This window comes from Glutamicibacter sp. AGC46 (genome assembly GCF_053543715.1).
This window is the reverse complement of the sequence record NZ_JBLVOJ010000011.1, coordinates 251,313-272,125: the sequence shown is the minus strand read 5'-3', so window position 1 is coordinate 272,125 and position 20,813 is coordinate 251,313. Positions and strand designations below refer to the sequence as shown.

The 20,813-nt window shown below is 57.8% G+C and carries 15 protein-coding genes and 1 tRNA gene; 2 read left to right on the top strand and 14 right to left on the bottom strand.

Going from position 1 to position 20,813, the window contains the following annotated elements; translation table 11 throughout:
* Positions 1-120: 120 nt before the first annotated feature.
* The 6 genes from tuf to rpoB form a co-directional block, all read right to left on the bottom strand.
* Positions 121-1,311 (bottom strand): elongation factor Tu, encoded by a 1,191-nt coding sequence (tuf, locus tag ACNPM8_RS06395; protein WP_105657666.1) that lies wholly within the window; start codon positions 1,309-1,311, stop codon positions 121-123.
* 242 nt (positions 1,312-1,553) lie between these two features.
* Positions 1,554-3,668: an elongation factor G gene (gene fusA, locus ACNPM8_RS06390; RefSeq protein ID WP_448939474.1), complete on the bottom strand. Its 2,115-nt coding sequence runs from the start codon at positions 3,666-3,668 to the stop codon at positions 1,554-1,556.
* A 69-nt stretch (positions 3,669-3,737) separates the two neighbouring features.
* The gene (gene rpsG, locus ACNPM8_RS06385; RefSeq protein ID WP_096256908.1) at positions 3,738-4,208 is read right to left on the bottom strand and encodes a 30S ribosomal protein S7; all 471 of its coding nucleotides are present in this window, start codon (positions 4,206-4,208) and stop codon (positions 3,738-3,740) included.
* Positions 4,208-4,582, bottom strand: coding sequence for a 30S ribosomal protein S12 (gene rpsL, locus ACNPM8_RS06380; protein WP_013349694.1), 375 nt, complete (start codon positions 4,580-4,582; stop codon positions 4,208-4,210). Before rpsL ends, rpsG begins: the two co-directional genes overlap by 1 nt.
* A gap of 552 nt (positions 4,583-5,134) precedes the next feature.
* Positions 5,135-9,025 (bottom strand): DNA-directed RNA polymerase subunit beta', encoded by a 3,891-nt coding sequence (locus tag ACNPM8_RS06375; protein ID WP_105657668.1) that lies wholly within the window; start codon positions 9,023-9,025, stop codon positions 5,135-5,137.
* 97 nt (positions 9,026-9,122) lie between these two features.
* On the bottom strand, positions 9,123-12,629 hold the full coding sequence (gene rpoB, locus ACNPM8_RS06370; protein ID WP_105657689.1) for a DNA-directed RNA polymerase subunit beta: 3,507 nt from the start codon (positions 12,627-12,629) through the stop codon (positions 9,123-9,125).
* A 613-nt stretch (positions 12,630-13,242) separates the two neighbouring features.
* On the opposite strand from rpoB, the gene ACNPM8_RS06365 reads away from it, so the two are divergent.
* Complete coding sequence (locus ACNPM8_RS06365) at positions 13,243-13,740, top strand: aminoacyl-tRNA deacylase (RefSeq protein WP_448939473.1); 498 nt, start codon at positions 13,243-13,245, stop codon at positions 13,738-13,740.
* On the opposite strand, the gene ACNPM8_RS06360 is transcribed toward ACNPM8_RS06365, so the two are convergent.
* From ACNPM8_RS06360 to ACNPM8_RS06325, 8 genes are all read right to left on the bottom strand, one after another.
* Positions 13,694-14,863 carry an acyltransferase family protein gene (locus tag ACNPM8_RS06360; RefSeq protein ID WP_448939472.1) on the bottom strand — a complete coding sequence of 390 codons (1,170 nt, stop codon included), beginning with the start codon at positions 14,861-14,863 and terminating at the stop codon, positions 13,694-13,696. The two genes, ACNPM8_RS06365 and ACNPM8_RS06360, sit on opposite strands and share 47 nt — an antisense overlap.
* 147 nt (positions 14,864-15,010) lie before the next feature.
* Positions 15,011-15,385, bottom strand: a complete 375-nt coding sequence (rplL, locus tag ACNPM8_RS06355; protein ID WP_105657671.1) for a 50S ribosomal protein L7/L12 — start codon at positions 15,383-15,385, stop codon at positions 15,011-15,013.
* Between the two features lie 73 nt (positions 15,386-15,458).
* Positions 15,459-15,980, bottom strand: a complete 522-nt coding sequence (gene rplJ / locus ACNPM8_RS06350; protein WP_105657672.1) for a 50S ribosomal protein L10 — start codon at positions 15,978-15,980, stop codon at positions 15,459-15,461.
* Between the two features lie 558 nt (positions 15,981-16,538).
* Positions 16,539-17,243: a 50S ribosomal protein L1 gene (gene rplA / locus ACNPM8_RS06345; RefSeq protein WP_105661540.1), complete on the bottom strand. Its 705-nt coding sequence runs from the start codon at positions 17,241-17,243 to the stop codon at positions 16,539-16,541.
* Positions 17,244-17,378: 135 nt separating this feature from the next.
* The gene (gene rplK, locus ACNPM8_RS06340; protein ID WP_105657674.1) at positions 17,379-17,810 is read right to left on the bottom strand and encodes a 50S ribosomal protein L11; all 432 of its coding nucleotides are present in this window, start codon (positions 17,808-17,810) and stop codon (positions 17,379-17,381) included.
* A gap of 130 nt (positions 17,811-17,940) precedes the next feature.
* Complete coding sequence (gene nusG / locus ACNPM8_RS06335; RefSeq protein WP_448939471.1) at positions 17,941-18,810, bottom strand: transcription termination/antitermination protein NusG; 870 nt, start codon at positions 18,808-18,810, stop codon at positions 17,941-17,943.
* 72 nt (positions 18,811-18,882) lie between these two features.
* Positions 18,883-19,131, bottom strand: a complete 249-nt coding sequence (secE, locus tag ACNPM8_RS06330) for a preprotein translocase subunit SecE (RefSeq protein ID WP_448939470.1) — start codon at positions 19,129-19,131, stop codon at positions 18,883-18,885.
* Between the two features lie 114 nt (positions 19,132-19,245).
* Positions 19,246-19,318, bottom strand: a tRNA-Trp gene (locus ACNPM8_RS06325).
* 268 nt (positions 19,319-19,586) lie between these two features.
* Here ACNPM8_RS06325 and ACNPM8_RS06320 point away from each other — a divergent pair.
* Complete coding sequence (locus ACNPM8_RS06320; RefSeq protein ID WP_105661541.1) at positions 19,587-20,786, top strand: pyridoxal phosphate-dependent aminotransferase; 1,200 nt, start codon at positions 19,587-19,589, stop codon at positions 20,784-20,786.
* Positions 20,787-20,813: the final 27 nt, after the last annotated feature.

Here is a 20,813-nt window from a genome sequence, read left to right as displayed (position 1 = left end):
TTAGACCACCTTCTAGATATATTCACTAGCTGGGGCTCGTATTTAACGAAAAATCCCCCAGCACAAAAGTGCTGGGGGATTCTTTTCAGTTCACTAGGGAACTACCTCATCAAGTAGAGACTACTTGGTGATGGTGGTCACCTTGCCCGAACCAACGGTGCGGCCGCCTTCGCGAATTGCGAAGCCGAGGCCCTCTTCCATGGCGATTGGCTGGATCAGCTCAACCGACATTTCGGTGTTGTCGCCAGGCATAACCATTTCGGTGCCCTCTGGGAGGGTGATAACGCCGGTTACGTCGGTGGTGCGGAAGTAGAACTGCGGACGGTAGTTCGAGTAGAACGGGTTGTGACGTCCGCCTTCGTCCTTCGACAGGATGTAGACGTTAGCTTCGAAGTTGGTGTGTGGGGTGATCGAGCCTGGGGCTACGATAACCTGGCCACGCTCAACATCGTCGCGCTTCAGACCGCGAAGCAGCAGACCACAGTTCTCGCCAGCCCATGCTTCGTCGAGCTGCTTGTGGAACATCTCGATACCGGTAACGGTAGTCTTCTGGATTGGGCGGATGCCAACAATCTCAACTTCCGAGTTGATAGCCAGGGTGCCACGCTCGGCGCGACCGGTAACAACGGTACCGCGGCCGGTGATGGTGAAGACGTCTTCAATTGGCATCAGGAATGGCTTGTCGCGGTCGCGAACTGGGTCTGGAATGAAGCTGTCAGCTGCATCCATCAGTTCCTCGATAGCTGCAACCCACTTTGCGTCGCCTTCCAGAGCCTTCAGGCCCGAAACGCGGATCACTGGAGCGTCATCGCCATCGAAGCCCTGCGAGGACAGAAGTTCGCGAACTTCCATCTCCACGAGCTCGAGCAGCTCTTCGTCATCAACCATGTCCGACTTGTTCAGTGCAACCATCAGGGTTGGAACACCAACCTGGCGGGCCAGCAGAACGTGCTCGCGGGTCTGAGCCATCGGGCCATCGGTAGCGGCAACAACGAGGATTGCGCCGTCCATCTGAGCAGCACCGGTGATCATGTTCTTGACATAGTCAGCGTGACCTGGAGCGTCTACGTGTGCGTAGTGGCGCTTCTCGGTCTGGTACTCGATGTGCGAGATGTTGATGGTAATACCGCGCTGGCGCTCTTCCGGTGCCGAGTCGATGTTAGCGAAGTCGCGCTGTTCGTTCAGGTCTGGGTACTTGTCAGCCAGAACCTTGGAGATTGCCGCGGTCAGAGTGGTCTTACCGTGGTCAACGTGACCGATGGTACCAATGTTGACGTGCGGCTTGTTGCGCTCGAACTTTGCCTTTGCCACAAGTTCCTCCTAGAAACATTTACAGAAGACATTCTTCGTCTGCGCGGTTCGCAAACGAACTAGAAATAGTCTACTGGGGGCTTGGATAATTTAGGAAATTCCGGTCCTCTGCGGGGCCTGCATTGTGATGCAAATCCCTCGTTGGCCGTTTGCGGTGCCGGCTCCGTTTTTCAACGGAACCGGCCCGCGATCGGCCACTTCCCCGCTAAGGGGGTCACGGCCAGGTTTTTATACCGAGACGATTACTCGCCGCGGGACTTCTGGATGATCTCGTCGGCAACTGCCTTCGGGACCTCAGAGTAGCTGTCGAAGGTCATCGAGTAAACTGCGCGACCCTGGGTCTTGGAACGCAGGTCACCAATGTAACCGAACATCTCGGACAGTGGCACACCAGCGCGGATGACCTTGACGCCAGCAGCGTCGGACATCTCCTGGATGGAACCACGGCGGGAGTTCAAGTCACCGATGACATCGCCCATGTACTCTTCTGGGGTACGGACTTCAACGCTCATCAGTGGTTCAAGCAGAACAGGGTTAGCGCGGCGTGCACCTTCCTTGAATACCTGGGAACCAGCGATCTTGAAGGCCATTTCCGAGGAGTCGACATCGTGGTAAGCACCATCGATGAGGGTAGCCTTGACGCCAACCAGTGGGTAGCCTGCGAGGATACCGTACTGCATTGCGTCCTGGATACCAGCGTCAATGGAAGGGATGTATTCGCGAGGAACACGACCACCGGTTACGGCGTTCTTGAACTCGTAGGTGACGCCGTCGACAACTTCCAGAGGCTCGAACGAGACCTGGACCTTTGCGAACTGGCCCGAACCACCGGTCTGCTTCTTGTGGGTGAAGTCAACCTTCTCCACAGCCTTCTTGATGGTTTCGCGGTATGCAACCTGTGGCTTGCCAACGTTGGCTTCAACGCGGAATTCGCGCTTCATGCGGTCAACGAGGATGTCCAGGTGAAGCTCGCCCATGCCGCCGATTTCGGTCTGGCCGGTGTCTTCGTTCAGGGAGACGGTGAAGGTTGGATCTTCTGCGGACAGCTTCTGGATAGCGGTCGACAGCTTTTCCTGGTCACCCTTGGTCTTTGGTTCGATGGCCACGAAGATCACTGGATCCGGGAAGCTCATCGACTCAAGAACGATTGGGTTCTGCGGATCGCACAGGGTGTCACCGGTGGTGGTGTCCTTCAGGCCGATCACAGCGTAGATGTGACCCGCGTGGATCTCGTCTACCGGCTGCTCCTTGTTGGAGTGCATCTGGAAGAGCTTGCCAACGCGTTCCTTCTTCTGCTTGGTGGAGTTCAGCAGCTGTGCGCCGGCCTCAACCCTGCCCGAGTAGACGCGGATGAAGTTCAACTGGCCGAAGAATGGGTGAGCAGCAATCTTGAATGCCAATGCCGAGAATGGTGCATCCTCGGAAGGCTCGCGAGTGAGCTCGATTTCTTCGTTCTTTGGATCGTGACCAACCATTGCGCCCACGTCGAGTGGGGATGGCAGGAAGTCGATGACAGCGTCGAGCATTGGCTGCACGCCGCGGTTCTTGAAGGCCGAACCACAGAATACTGGGTAAGCTTCCGAGTTCACGGTCAGCTTGCGGATGCCAGCCTTCAGTTCCTCGATCGAAACTTCTTCGCCTTCGAGGTACTTCTCCATGAGCTCTTCGGATGCCTCAGCGACATCTTCAACCAGCTTGGCGCGGTACTCTTCAGCCTTTTCCTGCAGGTCTGCTGGGATTTCCTGGATTTCGTAAGCAGCGCCCATGGTGACGTCGCCCTTGGAATCGCCTTCCCATACGAAAGCCTTCATGGTCAGCAGATCCACAACGCCGGTGAACTCCGACTCGGAGCCGATTGGCAGCTGCATTACCAGCGGCTTGGCACCCAAGCGCTTGATGATGGTGTCCACGGTGAAGTAGAAGTCAGCACCCAGCTTGTCCATCTTGTTGACGAAGCAGATACGTGGAACATCGTACTTGTCAGCCTGGCGCCAAACGGTCTCGGACTGAGGCTCAACGCCTTCCTTGCCATCGAAGACGGCAACGGCGCCATCGAGCACGCGCAGCGAGCGCTCCACCTCAACGGTGAAGTCAACGTGGCCCGGGGTATCGATGATGTTGATCTGGTTCTTATTCCAGAAGCAGGTGACGGCCGCGGAGGTAATGGTGATACCGCGTTCCTTTTCCTGCTCCATCCAGTCGGTGGTCGAAGCACCGTCGTGGGTTTCACCGAGCTTGTGGTTCACACCCGTGTAGAAAAGGATGCGCTCAGTAGTAGTGGTCTTACCGGCATCGATGTGAGCCATGATGCCGATATTGCGGACCTTGTTAAGGTCAGTAAGCACGTCCTGTGCCACGTTGTCTCCCTATAAGGTGAGGCCGGAATTGCTGGGCATCGGTTGATGCCCAGCTTTTCCGAGCGGTTCTTACCAGCGGTAGTGTGCGAAGGCCTTGTTGGACTCGGCCATCTTGTGAGTGTCTTCGCGACGCTTCACAGCGGCACCCAGACCGTTCGACGCGTCCAGGATCTCGTTCATCAAACGCTCGATCATGGTCTTCTCGCGGCGAGCCTTCGAGTAGCCAACCAGCCAGCGCAGAGCCAGTGCGGTTGCACGGCCTGGCTTGACCTCAACAGGAACCTGGTAGGTAGCGCCACCGACACGGCGGGAACGAACCTCGAGGGCTGGACGGATGTTGTCCATAGCCTTCTTGAGGGTCGAAACAGCGTCGGCGCCGGACTTTGCTGCGGCACCTTCGAGTGCACCGTAAACAATGCGCTCTGCAGTGGACTTCTTGCCGTCTACGAGAACCTTGTTGATCAGCTGGGTGACCAATGGGGATTCGAAGACTGGATCAGAAACTAGTGGGCGCTTTGGCGCCGGACCCTTACGAGGCATTACTTACCATCCTTCTTTGCACCGTAGCGGGAACGAGCCTGCTTACGATCCTTCACACCCTGGGTATCCAGAGCACCACGAACAATCTTGTAGCGAACACCTGGAAGGTCCTTTACACGACCACCGCGAACGAGCACGATGGAGTGTTCCTGCAGGTTGTGTCCGACACCTGGAATGTAAGCGGTCACTTCGACGCCACCGGCAAGGCGCACACGTGCGACCTTACGCAGAGCCGAGTTTGGCTTCTTCGGGGTGGTGGTGTACACACGGGTGCACACGCCACGGCGCATTGGGTTGCCCTTAAGGGCAGGGGCCTTGGTCTTGACGACCTTAGGCGAGCGGCCCTTGCGGACCAGCTGCTGAATAGTAGGCACTTTCGTGTCCTTCCATTGTCTAAGTTCTTCGGCAACACGACGAAAACGCCTAAGCCTAGAAAAGTTTTAGCGCTTCGCAATGTAGCTAGCTGCTTGCTTTACCGCGCACTCAGAATCAAAAGTCCCTAGGCGTGCGAAAGTGTGGCATTCGTTGCGCAACCTACCCGCAACCCGGACGGAGTCCATTTTGCCACACATAAAACAATTGATCTCAGTCTAGCATTAATCCACCGAGCCACCATGTACAGTAAGCTATCTCACCGACCAGGCCACTCTTGGCCCCCGCCGCCATCGAGACGGTTTGGGTAGTGACTACGCTAACGACCCCAGCTGAACGCCATGGGACCGCCAGATGAAAAGCACCTGAATCCGCGGATGGCCGCTGCCGGCTTGCCAGCGGATCCGCTTCATGGCAAATACTAGTTCCTAAATCTCCCAGTGGATTCGTCGACTACTATTTTCACCCCGTGACGGTTAAACGCCCAATGCCTGCCCGCACAGTGTGCGGGCAGGCATTGGGTCAAACTACCTTACGGTGACAGTGCTTCCGGTTTAGCGGAAGTCCGAGCCGTGGTCGTAGTCGTCCATCGAGATGGCACGGAATTCAGGCGACAGCCCGCCTTCCAGCGCATCGTCGTACAGGCCCGAAGAGAAGGCCGAGGTGCCGGTGAACAAAGTTGCCTTTGCTTCATCGGTTGGCTCGACGTTGACCTGGGTGTAGCGATCCAGACCGGTACCGGCCGGGATCAGCTTACCGATGATCACGTTTTCCTTCAGACCGCGCAGTGGATCTTCCTTGCCTTCCATCGCAGCCTGGGTCAGGACGCGAGTGGTTTCCTGGAAGGAAGCAGCCGACAGCCACGAATCGGTGGCCAGCGATGCCTTGGTGATGCCCATCAGCTCGTCACGGCCGGCAGCTGGACGCTGGCCTTCCGAAACGGCCTTGCGGTTCGCAGCGGTGAAGCGCGAACGATCGGCCAACTCGCCTGGCAGCAAGTCGGTCTCGCCGGACTCGATGACGGTGACACGGCGCAGCATCTGGCGGACGATGACTTCCACGTGCTTATCGTGGATGCCTACACCCTGGGACTGGTACACATCCTGGACCTCGCGGACCAGGAACTTCTGTGCCTCACGTGGCCCGAGGACTCGAAGAACCTGCTTCGGATCCAAGGTACCGCTGGTGAGCTGGGTGCCGGCAACGATGCTTTCGCCCTCTTCAACCAACAGGCGAGCACGGCGCAGAACCGGGTAGGCCTGCTTCTCGTCGCCGTTGTCTGGAGTAACTACAACACGCAGCTGCTTCTCGTCGTCTTCGATCGACACGCGACCGGCAACCTCGGACATCGGAGCCACACCCTTAGGGGTACGGGCTTCGAACAGTTCCTGGATACGAGGCAGACCCTGGGTGATATCGTCAGCCGACGCTACACCACCGGTGTGGAAGGTACGCATGGTCAGCTGGGTACCAGGCTCGCCGATGGACTGCGCGGCGATAATGCCAACAGCCTCGCCGATGTCCACGGTCTTGCCGCTGGCCAGCGAACGGCCGTAGCACAGAGCACAGGTTCCAACAGCCGAGTCGCAGGTCAGCACGGAGCGAACGCGGATTTCATCCACGCCTGCAGCGTACAGCTCGTCGATCAGCACGTCGCCGACATCCGAACCGGCGGTAGCCAGCACGGTGCCTTCAGCGTTCTTGACGTCGGTAGCCAGCGTACGGGTGTACGCCGAGTTCTCCACGGTCTCGTGCTTGACGCGGATGCCGGCAGAGTTATCTGCAATGGCAACGGTCAAGCCGCGCTTGGTGCCGCAGTCCTCTTCGCGAACGATAACATCCTGCGAAACGTCCACCAGACGACGGGTCAGGTAACCCGAGTTAGCGGTCTTCAGCGCGGTATCCGCCAGGCCCTTACGGGCACCGTGGGTCGCGATGAAGTACTCCAGAACCGACAGGCCTTCACGGTAGGAAGACTTGATCGGGCGAGGAATAATTTCACCCTTAGGGTTGGACACCAGACCACGGATACCCGCGATCTGACGCAATTGCAGGTAGTTACCACGAGCCTTGGAAGTCACCATTCGGTTAATGGTGTTCAGCTCTTCCATGCCGTTCTTCATCGCCTCGGCAACCTCGTCGGTAGCCTTGGTCCAGATGTCGATCAGGTCCTGGCGGCGCTCGGTATCTGCAATCAGGCCCTTGTCGTAGGAAGCCTGGACCTTGGCGGCCTTCACCTCGTAAGGAGCCAAGATGGCTGCCTTATCCATGTTCGAGGTGATGTCCGAGATCGCCACGGTGACACCCGAGCGGGTCGACCAGTAGAAACCGGCGTCCTTCAGGTTATCCAGGGTAGCTGCGGCAATGATCTTCGGGTAGCGCTCTGCCAGATCGTTGACGATCTCCGAGAGCGCATCCTTGCCCGCTACGGTGGCTACCCATGGGTAGTCCGCAGGCAGGGTGTCGTTGAACAGCACCTGGCCAAGCGAGGTATCCAGCAATGCCGGGGTACCTGGCTCCCAGCCCTCAGGGGCTGGCTGGTCTGCGGAAGGAACGAAGTTCTCCACGCGGACCTTGATCGGTGCGTTCAGGTGCAGTTCGCCCAGATCCTTGGCCATGATGGCCTCGGATACGGTAGCGAACACGCGGCCGGCGCCCTTTTCGGTTGCACGCTTGGTGGTCAAGTGGTGCAAGCCGATGATCATATCCTGCGAAGGCTGTGCCACTGGGCGGCCATCGGAAGGCTTCAAGATGTTGTGCGAGGACAGCATCAAGATACGGGCTTCAGCCTGTGCTTCTGGGCTCAGCGGCAGGTGGACTGCCATCTGGTCACCGTCGAAGTCAGCGTTGAACGCGCCGCAAACCAATGGGTGCAGCTGCAGGGCCTTGCCTTCGATCAGCTGTGGTTCGAAGGCCTGGATACCCAAGCGGTGCAGGGTAGGTGCACGGTTGAGCAGTACCGGGTGCTCGGTGATGATCTCTTCGAGAACATCCCAAACCTGCGGGCGGTAACGCTCGACCATGCGCTTAGCCGACTTGATGTTCTGTGCGTGGTTGAGGTCAACCAGGCGCTTCATCACGAAAGGCTTGAACAGCTCCAGGGCCATCTGCTTTGGCAGACCGCACTGGTGCAGCTTCAGCTGCGGGCCGACAACGATGACCGAACGGCCCGAGTAGTCAACGCGCTTGCCCAGCAGGTTCTGGCGGAAACGACCCTGCTTGCCCTTGAGCATGTCGCTCAGGGACTTCAGCGGGCGGTTGCCTGGCCCGGTCACCGGACGGCCACGACGGCCGTTATCGAACAGCGAGTCAACAGCTTCCTGCATCATGCGCTTTTCGTTGTTCACGATGATCTCTGGCGCACCGAGATCAAGCAGGCGCTTGAGGCGGTTGTTGCGGTTGATCACGCGGCGGTACAGGTCGTTCAGATCCGAGGTAGCGAAACGGCCACCGTCGAGCTGGACCATCGGGCGCAGTTCTGGCGGGATCACCGGAACGGCGTCAAGCACCATGCCCTTAGGCGAGTTGCCGTTGACGAGGAACGCGTTGACGACCTTCAGGCGCTTGAGCGCACGAGCCTTCTTCTGGCCCTTGCCGTTTTCGATGATGGTCTTCAGCTCTTCAGCTTCAGCCGCCAGATCGAAGTTCTCAAGGCGCTTCTGGATAGCTTCTGCACCCATGGAGCCTTCGAAGAACAGTCCGTACTTCTCACGCATGGTGCGGTACAGGCCTTCGTCGCCTTCGAGGTCGGCGACCTTCAGGTTCTTGAAGCGCTCCCAGACCGCACGCAGGCGCTCGGCTTCGGCCTTGGCGCGCTTGTCGATCTGCAGAACAGTCTTCTCGGCCAAGGTGCGGGCCTTGTTCAGCTCGGCATTCTTGGCGCCGTCAGCTTCCATGCGCTCCAGCTCGGCTTCCAGGTCGGCTGCAACAGCCTTCTTGTCAGCTTCCGAGTTGTTCGCAAGGTTGCGCAGTTCCAGGTCGTGCTGGGCCTGCAGGTTAGGCATTTCGGCGTGGCGGCGTGCTTCGTCGACACCGGTGATCATGTAGGCAGCGAAGTAGATGACCTTTTCGAGGTCCTTCGGAGCCAGATCGAGCAGGTAGCCCAAGCGCGATGGAACGCCCTTGAAGTACCAGATGTGGGTCACAGGAGCTGCCAGCTCGATGTGGCCCATGCGCTCACGGCGTACGTTCGCGCGGGTCACCTCGACGCCGCAACGCTCGCAGATGATGCCCTTGAAGCGCACGCGCTTGTACTTGCCGCAGTAGCATTCCCAGTCGCGGGAAGGGCCGAAGATCTTTTCGCAGAAAAGACCGTCCTTCTCCGGCTTCAGGGTGCGGTAGTTAATGGTTTCCGGCTTCTTGACCTCGCCGTAGCTCCATCCACGGATTTCATCCGCGGTGGCAAGGTTGATTCGCATGAGGCCGAATGAGGAATCGCTGGACATATGGTCCTTTTCTCTCTTCTGTGGTGTCTGAAGTCGATACGAATGAGGGTGGGAATTTGCCGCCGCTGCCTGCAGGTCCTGCAGGCAGGGCGCCAGATTACACTTCCTCTACGGAGTTCGGCTCCGACCGTGAAAGGTCGATGCCCAGCTCTTCAGCGGCGCGGAACGATTCCTCGTCCGACTCACGCATTTCGATAGTGTTGCCGTCGGTACCGAGTACCTCGACGTTCAAGCACAGCGACTGCATTTCCTTGATGAGCACCTTGAACGATTCTGGAACACCAGGCTCTGGAACGTTCTCGCCCTTGACGATAGCTTCGTAGACCTTCACGCGGCCGTGGATATCATCCGACTTGATGGTCAGGATTTCCTGCAGCGTGTAAGCGGCACCGTATGCTTCCAGTGCCCAAACTTCCATCTCGCCGAAGCGCTGGCCACCGAACTGGGCCTTACCGCCCAGTGGCTGCTGGGTGATCATGGAGTATGGACCGGTGGAACGGGCGTGGATCTTGTCGTCCACCAGGTGGTGGAGCTTCAAGATGTACATGTAGCCCACGGAAACCGGATCCGGCAGCGGGTCGCCGGAGCGGCCGTCGAACAGCTTCGCCTTGCCGGAGTTGCCAATCAGGCGCACACCGTCACGGGTCTTGCTGGTCGAATCCAGGATGCCGCGGATTTCCTCTTCGGAAGCGCCATCGAAGACCGGGGTTGCCACGGTGGTGGAACCGGACTCGCGTGGCAGGTTCGGCAGATCGCGGACCCATTCAGGCTCGCCTTCGATCTTCCAGCCCTGCTTGGCAGCCCAACCCAGGTGGATTTCCATAACCTGGCCGACGTTCATACGACCTGGCACACCCAGCGGGTTCAGGATGACATCCAGCGGGGTGCCGTCTTCCAGGAATGGCATGTCTTCCAGCGGCATGATGCGCGAGATGACACCCTTGTTACCGTGGCGACCTGCGAGCTTGTCGCCGATCGAGATCTTGCGCTTCTGGGCAACGTAGACGCGGACCAGCTGGTTGACACCAGGGGAAAGGTCATCGTCGTTGTCGCGGTCGAAGATGCGAACACCAATGACGGTGCCGGACTCGCCGTGCGGAACCTTCAGCGAGGTGTCGCGCACTTCGCGCGACTTCTCACCGAAGATGGCACGCAGCAGGCGCTCTTCCGGGGTCAGCTCGGTCTCGCCCTTAGGGGTGACACGGCCCACCAGCACGTCTCCGGCCTCGACCTCGGCACCGATGTAGACGATGCCGCGGTCATCGAGCTGGGAGAGGATATCTTCCGAGACATTCGGGATGTCGCGGGTGATTTCCTCGGCACCGAGCTTGGTGTCGCGAGCGTCGACTTCGTGCTCTTCGATGTGAATCGAGGTGAGCACGTCGTCGAAGATCATGCGCTGGGAGAGGATGATCGCATCCTCGTAATTGTAGCCTTCCCAGGACATGAATGCCACGAGCAGGTTCTTGCCCAGCGAGAGCTCGCCGGAGTCGGTCGAAGGACCGTCAGCGATGATCGACTGGTACTCCAGGCGGTCGCCTTCAGACACGCGAACGCGCTGGTTGTAGGCGTTGCCCTGGTTCGAGCGGGCGAACTTCATGATCGGGTACATCGACTCGGTGCCGTCATCGTTCATGACGACAACCAGGTCAGCAGATACCTCGGTGACCACGCCTGGCTTGGCGGCGACAACGGAGTCGCCGGCGTCAACCGCGGCGAACTTCTCCATGCCGGTACCAACCAGCGGACGCTCGGACTTCAGCAGCGGCACAGCCTGGCGCTGCATGTTGGCGCCCATCAGTGCGCGGTTGGCATCGTCGTGCTCGAGGAATGGAATCAGCGCGGTTGCCACCGAAACCATCTGGCGCGGCGAAACGTCCATGAAGGTCACTTCAGCGGAATCGACGATAACAGGCTCGCCGCCACCGCCCTTTTCGCGAACCAGAACGGTCTCTTCAACGAAGCGGCCGTTCTCATCCAGTGGCGCGTTGGCCTGTGCGATGTAGTGCTGCAGCTCGTCATCGGCGGTCAGGTAGTCGACCTCGTTGGACACGACGCCATTGGCGACGCGGCGGTACGGGGTTTCGATGAAGCCGAAGGAGTTGATGCGTCCGTAGGTAGCCAACGAACCGATCAGGCCGATGTTCGGGCCTTCAGGGGTTTCAATTGGGCACATGCGTCCGTAGTGGGACGGGTGGACGTCTCGTACTTCCATGCCTGCGCGGTCACGGGACAGGCCGCCTGGGCCCAGAGCCGACAAGCGGCGCTTGTGGGTCAGGCCGGCCAGCGGGTTGTTCTGGTCCATGAACTGCGAAAGCTGCGAGGTTCCGAAGAACTCCTTGATGGCAGCCACAACAGGGCGGATGTTGATCAGGGTCTGCGGGGTGATCGCCTCGACGTCCTGGGTGGTCATGCGCTCGCGCACAACACGCTCCATGCGGGACAGGCCGGTGCGGACCTGGTTCTCGATCAGTTCGCCCACGGCGCGGATGCGGCGGTTGCCGAAGTGGTCGATGTCGTCGACGTTGACAGGAACGTCAACGATCTCGCCCTTGCGGGTGCCCTGAACAGTCTTCTCGCCTGCGTGCAGCGCAACGAGGTAGCGGATCATCGCTACCAGGTCGTCCAGCGAGAGCACCGAAGCGTTCTCGGCGTTGACCGGAGTCTCCACGCCCAGCTTGCGGTTGATCTTGTAGCGGCCAACCTTTGCCAGGTCGTAGCGCTTAGGCTCGAAGTACATGTTCTTCAGCAGTGCCTGGGCGGCCTCAACCGTAGGAGGCTCGCCTGGACGCAGCTTGCGGTAGATGTCCAGCAAGGCTTCGTTCTGATCCTTGATGCTGTCCTTTTCCAAGGTTGCGCGCATCGAATCGTACTGGCCGAACTCGGACAGGATCTGCTCTTCGCTCCAGCCAAGGGCCTTGAGCAAGACGGTGACCGACTGCTTGCGCTTGCGATCAAGGCGTACGCCGATCTGGTCGCGCTTGTCGATTTCCAGCTCGAACCATGCACCACGCGATGGGATGATACGTGCCGAGAAGATCGTCTTGTCACTGGTCTTGTCCGGCGTGGACTCGAAGTACGCACCTGGGGAGCGAACCAGCTGGGACACAACGACACGCTCGGTGCCGTTGATGATGAAGGTGCCCTTTTCGCTCATCAGCGGGAAATCGCCCATGAACACGGTCTGCTGCTTGATTTCGCCGGTTTCATTGTTCATGAATTCGGCCTTGACATACAGCGGTGCCGCGTAGGTGGCGTCGCGGTCCTTGCACTCTGCGATCGAGTACTTAGGATCAGCGAACTCCGGATCCGAGAAGCTCAAGGACATGGTGTCCTGGAAGTCCTCGATTGGGGAGATTTCCTCGAAGATTTCTGCCAGGCCCGAGGTGTTGGGCACGCTGAAGTCACCAGCGGCTTCTGCCTTGGCCAGGCGCTCTACCCAGTTCTGGTTGCCGACGAGGCGGTCAAAGCTCTCGGTCTGCAATGCCAGCAGGTTAGGCACTTCAAGGGGTTCGTGAATCTTTGCAAAAGAAAGTCGGCCAGCGTATGCAGCATCGCGAGCCGAACTAGCGGTTTGGTTGTTAGGGTTGCTCGAGGCGACCAAGATGGATCCTTCCAAAGACCGTCAGGTTTCCGAACGCTTACCGTGCTAAGGTTCCTGCCATAGGACAGTTCCTCTTTTTTCGTCCGCACGAACCCACCGCTATATGAAGGCCGCGCGCGCAAACAGCAAGGCGCAAATTTCTACTCTACCGGAGGAAAATCCGGTTGTCGATACTCGGTGCAGAAATTCGTGCTATAGTTTTCGCCCCCACTTTCGCGCGGGCTGCCACTCAGGTTTCCAAGCACCGCGCCAGCGCGCAACCCGGTCGTACCGCGCACCGAAAAGTGCATGCATTTTCCCAACTGATACCCTTGTTTTCGCGGATTCTTGCGAATTGCCAAAGGTCTTGGCCCGCTGAACGCAGTCTCCGGATTCCGGGCATCAGGCAACGTTATGCTTTCTGTCACATTCTCCTCAGCAGGCATCAGAAACCCCAATTTTTCTCCGCTTCAGCCGCATGGCGAACGTTCTTGGAGATTTTTTCCGGGTATCCGGGAGGCTTGAAGCTACACGCTCCCCCAGCAGATATCAGCCTTTGCGACCTGGTGTGTCCGGTGGCTTCTTCTTTCGCCACTAGCTATGATCGAGCAAACATCCACGGTTAGGAGACGAAGTGAATAAGCTGCAGTCAGATGAAGCACTGACCCGAGTCACCCTGGACGCCTCGCGCCGGAACATCCCAATCGAGATTGTGCCGCGCGACAAGGTGCGCTCGCTGGAAGAGGCTGCGGACGCCTTGGGAATCTCGGCCTCGGCCTTGCTCAAGACGCTGGTTATCAAACGCACAGACGGCACCTTCGTCTTCGCGCTGATCCCCGGCGGGCGGAAACTTGACTGGGCGAAGCTGCGCGGAGTCATGGGCGTCAATAAGCTCTCCCTGCCATCTTCAGATATCTCTTGGGATGTCACGCACTACGAGAGCGGAACCATTACGCCTTTTGGCTCGCACACGGTACTGCCTGTCTACATCGATGCCAGCGTCTTCGAAGAGCCCGTATCGGAACAGATAGGACTGGGCAGCGGGGACCGAGCCCATGGACTGCTGGTTCGCGCCAAGGATTTGGTTAGCGGATTTGATGCCACGATTGCTGATATTTCGACTCCGGAATAACCAGCCCTGGCTTAGCCAATGCCTTCTTGGCCCAGGCCTGCGACTTGGTCAATCCCTTGATCGTCGCGTTGCGCAGCGGCAGACCAAGCGGCTGCTCGACGAAGCGTGCCACCAGGTAGGCAATTCCTAGCATCAGCACCAGCAAACCGGCCAGCAGCACGTACTTGTTCACGAAACCGTGCAGCTGGTTGATTAGCCACCAACCCCACAACTGGTGCACGAGGTACAGCGGGTAAGTCAATGAACCGGCCACAGCCAGCCATTTGCCCTGGACGTTCTTGAGCGGAGTCAGGGTGCACACCGCCAGCAGAGCTACGCACAGGACGGTCAGCAGCTGGAAATGCCAGGCCGGGATATCCATCCCGGAGAGCAAGTCCGCGTCACTGCGCCCCTTGATGCCGGTGAAAAATGCGGCGATGGCAGTATTGCCTGCGACCATGGACCACCGCAGAATGCTGTGGCCGCTTTGATAGATCAAGAAGAGCACCATGCCGGCTGCGAACAGGGCCGCATACTGCCCGGCAATCCATTCCTGCAGCTTGTCCAAGCTTGTGAAATGCAGATACAGGCCCAGAGCGGGCCAAATGGCAGAGAGCAAGAGGATGTGCTTGTTCTTCACGAAGCCCATGGACAAGAGCGCTGCGAGCAACACGTAGAAACGCAACTCGACCCAAAGTGTCCAATAGACACCGTCCATATCGGTGACGCCGAATCCAGCCTGCATCATGCTCAGGTTGGGCAGAATATCACTGGCCGAGCGTCCCTCGTTGCCGGAAGGCCAGATCCCAAGCGAGAGTACTGTTGCTGCGAGTACCGCGAGCCAGTAGGCCGGGTAGAGGCGGCCCACACGCGAGCCGATGAAACCAATGACGTTCTTTCCCTGGAGGGACATCAGGATAACGAAGCCCGAGATGAGGAAGAATAGCTGTACACCCAGCTGTCCGTAACGGGTGAATTCGGAGAGTACTGGCCAGAACTCTGCGGCCTGCCTCCCCCAGTGATCATGTCCCCATGCGGTGTAGTGGTACAGGACGACAATTAGCGCAGCTGTAATCCTCAATGCGTCTAGGAGCCCTAGCCGCGGTGCTGGTTTCTGGTTCTGGGTAGCTACGGTTTTTGACACATTTTCACTGTAAACAATGAACTTGAATAAACGCTGTTAATAGAAACGTTATAAAACAATTGCTATGGACTTCCCAGCTTAACGACCAAAGGCCCACAGACTTTCGTCTGTGGACCTTTGGCAATAAGTTGCGAGTGACCGCTGTACTTACTTAACGGTGACGGTAGCGCCGGCAGCTTCCAGAGCTTCCTTAGCCTTCTCGGCAGCGTCCTTTGCAACACCCTCAAGCAGAGCCTTTGGAGCAGCGTCAACGAGCTCCTTAGCTTCCTTCAGGCCCAGGGAAGTCAGTGCGCGAACTTCCTTGATAACTGCGATCTTCTTGTCGCCGGCCGACTCGAGGACTACGTCGAATTCGGTCTGCTCTTCAGCAGCAGCTTCGCCGCCTGCAGCTGGACCAGCAACTGCAACAGCAGCAGCGGTTACGTCGAAGGTCTCTTCGAATTCCTTAACGAACTCGGACAGTTCGATGATGGTCATTTCCTTGAATGCGGAAAGCAGCTCTTCGTTGCTGAGCTTCGCCATGGTGGGCGTCCTTTCGGTTTTTGGCCTTGAGGGCCGATGAATTTGGGTTTACGTTGCGAGAGAACTCGAAAGCTTAGGCTTCTGCCGGAGCTTCCTCGGCAGCTTCGCCACCGTTCTCGTCGAGCTTTGCACGCAGAGCCTCGACAGCGCGGGCAGCAGCGGAAGCTGGAGCCAGCAGCACTGCTGCAACGCGGGCGAGCTGAGTTTCGCGGGATTCCAGCGCAGCCAAAGCAGCGATGCCGCTCTGGTCCAGTGCCTTACCTTCGAACCAACCGGTCTTGATGACCAGCTTTTCGTTAGTCTTGGCGAATTCCGTGAGGCTCTTAGCGGCAGCAACTGCATCGCCCTTAATGAAGGCGATTGCGGTTGGACCAGAAAGCTGTTCATCGAAAGCATCGATGCCAGCGTTCTTCGCTGCGATTGCGGTCAAGGTGTTCTTTACGACTGCGTACTTGGTCTCCTGACCAAGCGAGCGGCGCAGATCCTTGAGCTGTGCAACGGTAAGCCCACGGTATTCGGTCAAGACAGCCGCCGACGAATCATTGAATTCCGCGGTGATTTCTTCAATCGCTGCAGTCTTGCTTGGGGTTGCCATAACACTCCTTCCGGGGATTTGTTCGGTACCGTTTCAAAACCGGCGAGGCCATAAAAATAGCCCCGCGCAGGAGCACAGGGCGTTTCAACTTATTCAAAGTCAAAAAAATCTATGTAACCTGCGTTGGTCATCCTTGCGGATCTTTAGGAGCAGTTGGAAACCAAATGCTCGACCGACGGTCTTCGGTATTTCTAGTTTATAGGAGCACTCCAGCCCACAGCAAATCGAAGCCGGAGCCAATCTCATGATCCTGGTCACTAGGGGAATTAAATTAGAATGGCGGGACTCATTTACCAACGCTTGGGGAACGCTAGTAGTAAGTCCCGCCGATACAAAAGTTTTGGGGAAACTTTCGTATCTCATCCGCGTAGGGCCTTGGGGGATCCATACGCGGATGACCGAGATACTCGGTAGTCAAAGCTTATCATCGGCTACAGGCTGGTACGAAACATGAATACGCTTTCCAGCAGCCGTGGCCATCGCGCAGATTCCTCGCTTAAAAAGGAAGGGAGCATGCCGATTATCGGCATGCTCCCTCAAGCTAGTTAGCTACTAGACTTAGGCCTCAACGCGGGTTACGTTCGCGTCAACAGGAATACCTGGACCGAAGGTGGTAGCGATGGTTGCCTTCGAGATGTAGCGACCCTTCGAAGCCGAAGGCTTCAGGCGCATAACCTCTTCCAGAGCTGCTGCGTAGTTCTCGGTCAGCTGCTTTGCGTCGAACGAAACCTTGCCAATGATGAAGTGCAGGTTCGAGTGCTTGTCGACGCGGAAGTCGATCTTGCCGCCCTTGATGTCGGTTACAGCCTTGGCCACATCCATGGTCACGGTGCCGGTCTTAGGGTTTGGCATCAGGTTACGAGGACCCAGTACCTTACCCAAGCGGCCAACCTTGCCCATCAGGTCAGGGGTTGCAACTGCTGCGTCGAAGTCGGTCCAGCCGCCCTGGATCTTTTCGATCAGGTCGTCCGAGCCAACGAAGTCGGCGCCAGCTTCGCGAGCTGCTTCTGCCTTGTCACCGTTAGCGAAAACAACCACGCGGGCGGTCTTGCCAGTGCCGTGTGGAAGGTTTACGGTACCGCGAACCATCTGGTCAGCCTTACGTGGGTCAACACCCAGGCGGAAAGCAACCTCAACGGTCGAGTTGGTCTTATCGCCTGCGGTCTCCTTAGCCAGGGCAATTGCCTCGGCTGGAGCGTAGACGTTGTTGTCGGCATCGATCTTAGCCGCGGCGGCTACGTATGCTTTGCTGCGCTTTGCCATCTGCGTTTTCTCCTTATGCAGTCGTGGTCATATGGACCGCGCGGGGTCCTGCCACGGGCGAATCGATCGGATGACCGTTTCGCCTTAGATTGAATTCTTGAGTGCTATCCAGCGTGTGAACAGCGGAAGGCGGGATTAGCCTTCTACGGTCACGCCCATGGAGCGGGCGGTGCCGGCGATGATCTTGGCTGCAGCAGCCAGGTCATTTGCGTTCAGGTCAGCCATCTTGGTGGTGGCGATTTCCTCAACCTGAGCCTGGGTCAGGTTAGCAACCTTGTCGGTGTGCGGAACACCCGAACCCTTTGCAATGCCAGCTGCCTTCTTGATCAGCTCAGCTGCAGGAGGAGTCTTGGTGATGAAAGTGAACGAACGGTCTTCGTATACGGTGATCTCAACTGGAACAACGTTACCGCGCTGCGACTCGGTCGCTGCGTTGTAAGCCTTGCAGAATTCCATGATGTTGACGCCGTGCTGACCAAGGGCTGGACCGATTGGAGGAGCTGGGTTAGCAGCACCTGCCTGGATCTGCAGCTTGATGAGTCCGGTGACCTTTTTCTTTGGGGCCATGTCGGGTCCTTCTTACTCTTGCGTTTCCCGTGGCACAGGAGCGTGGCACGGGGATCTGGCTATCGTGGCGCGACAGCCAAGCGTACCCTCGCATCGATAAGCGACCGATGCGGGGCACGAAGACTTAATACTACTGGATCTTGGTGACCTGGTTGAAGTTCAGGGTCACTGGGGTTTCACGTTCGAAGATCGAAACCAGTACGACCAGCTGTGCGGCATCCAGCTTGATCTCCGAGATGGTTGCGGGCATCGTTTCGAACGGTCCGTCATTGACGATAACCGATTCGCCGACTTCGAAGTCCACGGTGACCTCAGTAATTGGAGCACGGCCTGGCTTGGACGCCGATGGCTGCTCTACTGGATCAACGATGGTGTGCTCAAGCATGGAGAACACTTCGTCAAGGCTCAGTGGGTTTGGATCGTGGGCGTTGCCAACGAATCCAGTGACACCTGGAGTGTGTCGAACAACACCCCACGACGCGTCAGTCAGCTCCATGCGGACCAGGACATAGCCCGGGATGCGCACGCGGCGAACGATCTTGCGCTGAGTGTTCTTGACCTCGACGACCTCTTCCATCGGAACCTGGATATCGAAGATGAACTCATCCATGTCCTGGGTCTGGATACGGGTCTCAAGATTGACCTTCACGCGGTTTTCGTAACCAGCGTAGGTGTGAATGACAAACCAGTCACCTGGAAGACGACGGAGCTTAGCGCGGAATTCTTCCTTGAGCTTGGCTACGTTGTCTTCGCCCTCGGCTTCTTCAGCGTCGGCTTCGTTGTCTTCGCCCTCGGCTTCTTCAGCTTCGGCTTCGTTGTCTTCGCCTTCAGCTTCTTCAGCTACGCCTTCGATTACCTGAGCGTCTTCAGCGTCCTGTGCTGGTGCTTCGGTTGGGTCGACGTCAGCTTCTACAGCTGGCTCAACCTGATCGCCGGCGGCTTCAACGAACTCGTTTTCGACCTCGTCATTAATCTGCGGTTCGAGTTCCTTGTCGGACACTGCAGCTCCTGCTTTCTTTGACTGAATGACACTAAATTGCCTCGGGGTAATCATACCTCCGAGGCAACAAAATTACTGTTCGACCTTGTTGGTGAACAGGAGGATCGAACCCTGCCCAAAGACGAAGTCCAGGGCCGTCACGATCAGCATCACCACGCCCACGAAACCGACAACAACCAGGAAATAATTCACTAGTTCACTGCGGGTCGGGGTGACGACCTTCTTAAGTTCTGCGATTACCTGGCGGAAAAACAAGAAGATCCGGGCAAAGAAACCCAACTTCTGTCCACCCTTACCGGAGCTGAGAGCAGATTCGGTCATGTTCTTCCTCGTTTCAAAAATTTGGCCAGTTGAAACAATCACGGTGTGCCATAGTCTATTCGACTGCAACACACCGTGATGAGATAATTCGCTAAGCGATAAATCGCTATTGCGCAGGGCAGACAGGACTCGAACCTGCAACCTGCGGTTTTGGAGACCGCTGCGCTACCAATTGCGCCACTACCCTTCGGAGCTTTTTACCGCTCCCACCTAGAACATCTTAGCGGATAAAACATTCAGCTTCGTCCGTTGCGATGTCTCGGCAACGAGAAATAACTTTACGCAACGAAATCGGAAATGTCGAACTGACAACCTCCGGTGTGGCGCAGAACGCATTCCCGCGCCCCGTTGCGCACCTTATTGTGTCATTTTCAAAATTGTGATGCTGAAGTGCAAGGTTGCGAACTAAACTGAGGTGTAACAGCTGTCCCCATAGACTTCAGGACGAATCCCCAATGTCTCGCATTTCTCGCCGCATCGGCGCAATTTCCGAATCCGCGACTCTCGCAGTAGATGCCAAGGCGAAGGCTCTTAAAGCAGCAGGTCGACCAGTAATCGGTTTCGGTGCCGGTGAACCCGACTTCCCAACCCCTGGCTACATTGTCGAAGCAGCAGTCAAGGCGGCCCAGGATCCAAAGAACCACCGCTACTCCCCTGCAGCCGGCCTTCCCGAGCTGCGCGAAGCAATCGCCGCCAAAACCATGCGCGATTCGGGCTACGAGCTCAAGGCCAACCAGGTTCTGGTCACCAATGGCGGCAAGCAGGCGGTGTACAACACCTTCGCAACCCTGCTTGATCCAGGTGACGAGGTCATCGTTCCGGCTCCGTACTGGACCACCTATCCCGAAGCCATCCAGCTCGCCGGAGGCAAGGCCGTATCGGTCTTTGCCGGCCCGGAGCAGGGCTACAAGGTTACCGTCGAACAGCTCGAATCCGTACTGACCGAACGCACCAAGGTGCTGCTGTTCGTTTCTCCTTCGAACCCCACCGGTGCCGTATACACCCCGGAGCAGGTCCGCGAGATCGGCCAGTGGGCTGCTTCCAAGGGGCTGTGGGTTGTTACCGATGAGATCTACGAGCACTTGACCTACGGCGATGCAACTTTCAGCTCCATCGCGACCTTGGTCCCAGAGCTCGAAGACCGAGTTGTCATCCTCAACGGCGTGGCAAAGACCTACGCAATGACCGGCTGGCGCGTGGGTTGGATGGCAGGTCCGCTGGATGTCATCAAGGCCGCCACCAACCTGCAGTCCCACGCCACCTCGAACGTTTCCAACGTATCGCAGCGAGCCGCCCTGGCTGCTGTTGCCGGGCCGCTGGATGCCGTGAACGACATGAAGGTTGCCTTCAACCGTCGCCGCTTGGCCATCGTCGAATCACTGAACGCGATTGACGGCCTGCACTGCCCTACTCCGGAAGGCGCGTTCTACGCGTATTCGGATGTTCGAGGCCTGCTGGGTCGCGAAATCCGCGGCGTAGTGAACAACACCAGTGCAGAACTTGCTGCTTTCATCCTGGAACAGGCAGAAGTTGCCGTCGTGCCAGGTGAAGCATTCGGCCCTTCCGGCTATATCCGCATGTCATATGCACTGGGTGATGCTGATCTCGAAGAAGGCGTCGCACGGATGGCCAAGCTGCTGGGCGAAGCCAAGTAGAAAAACCGCGCCGCTAAAGAAGCGGGG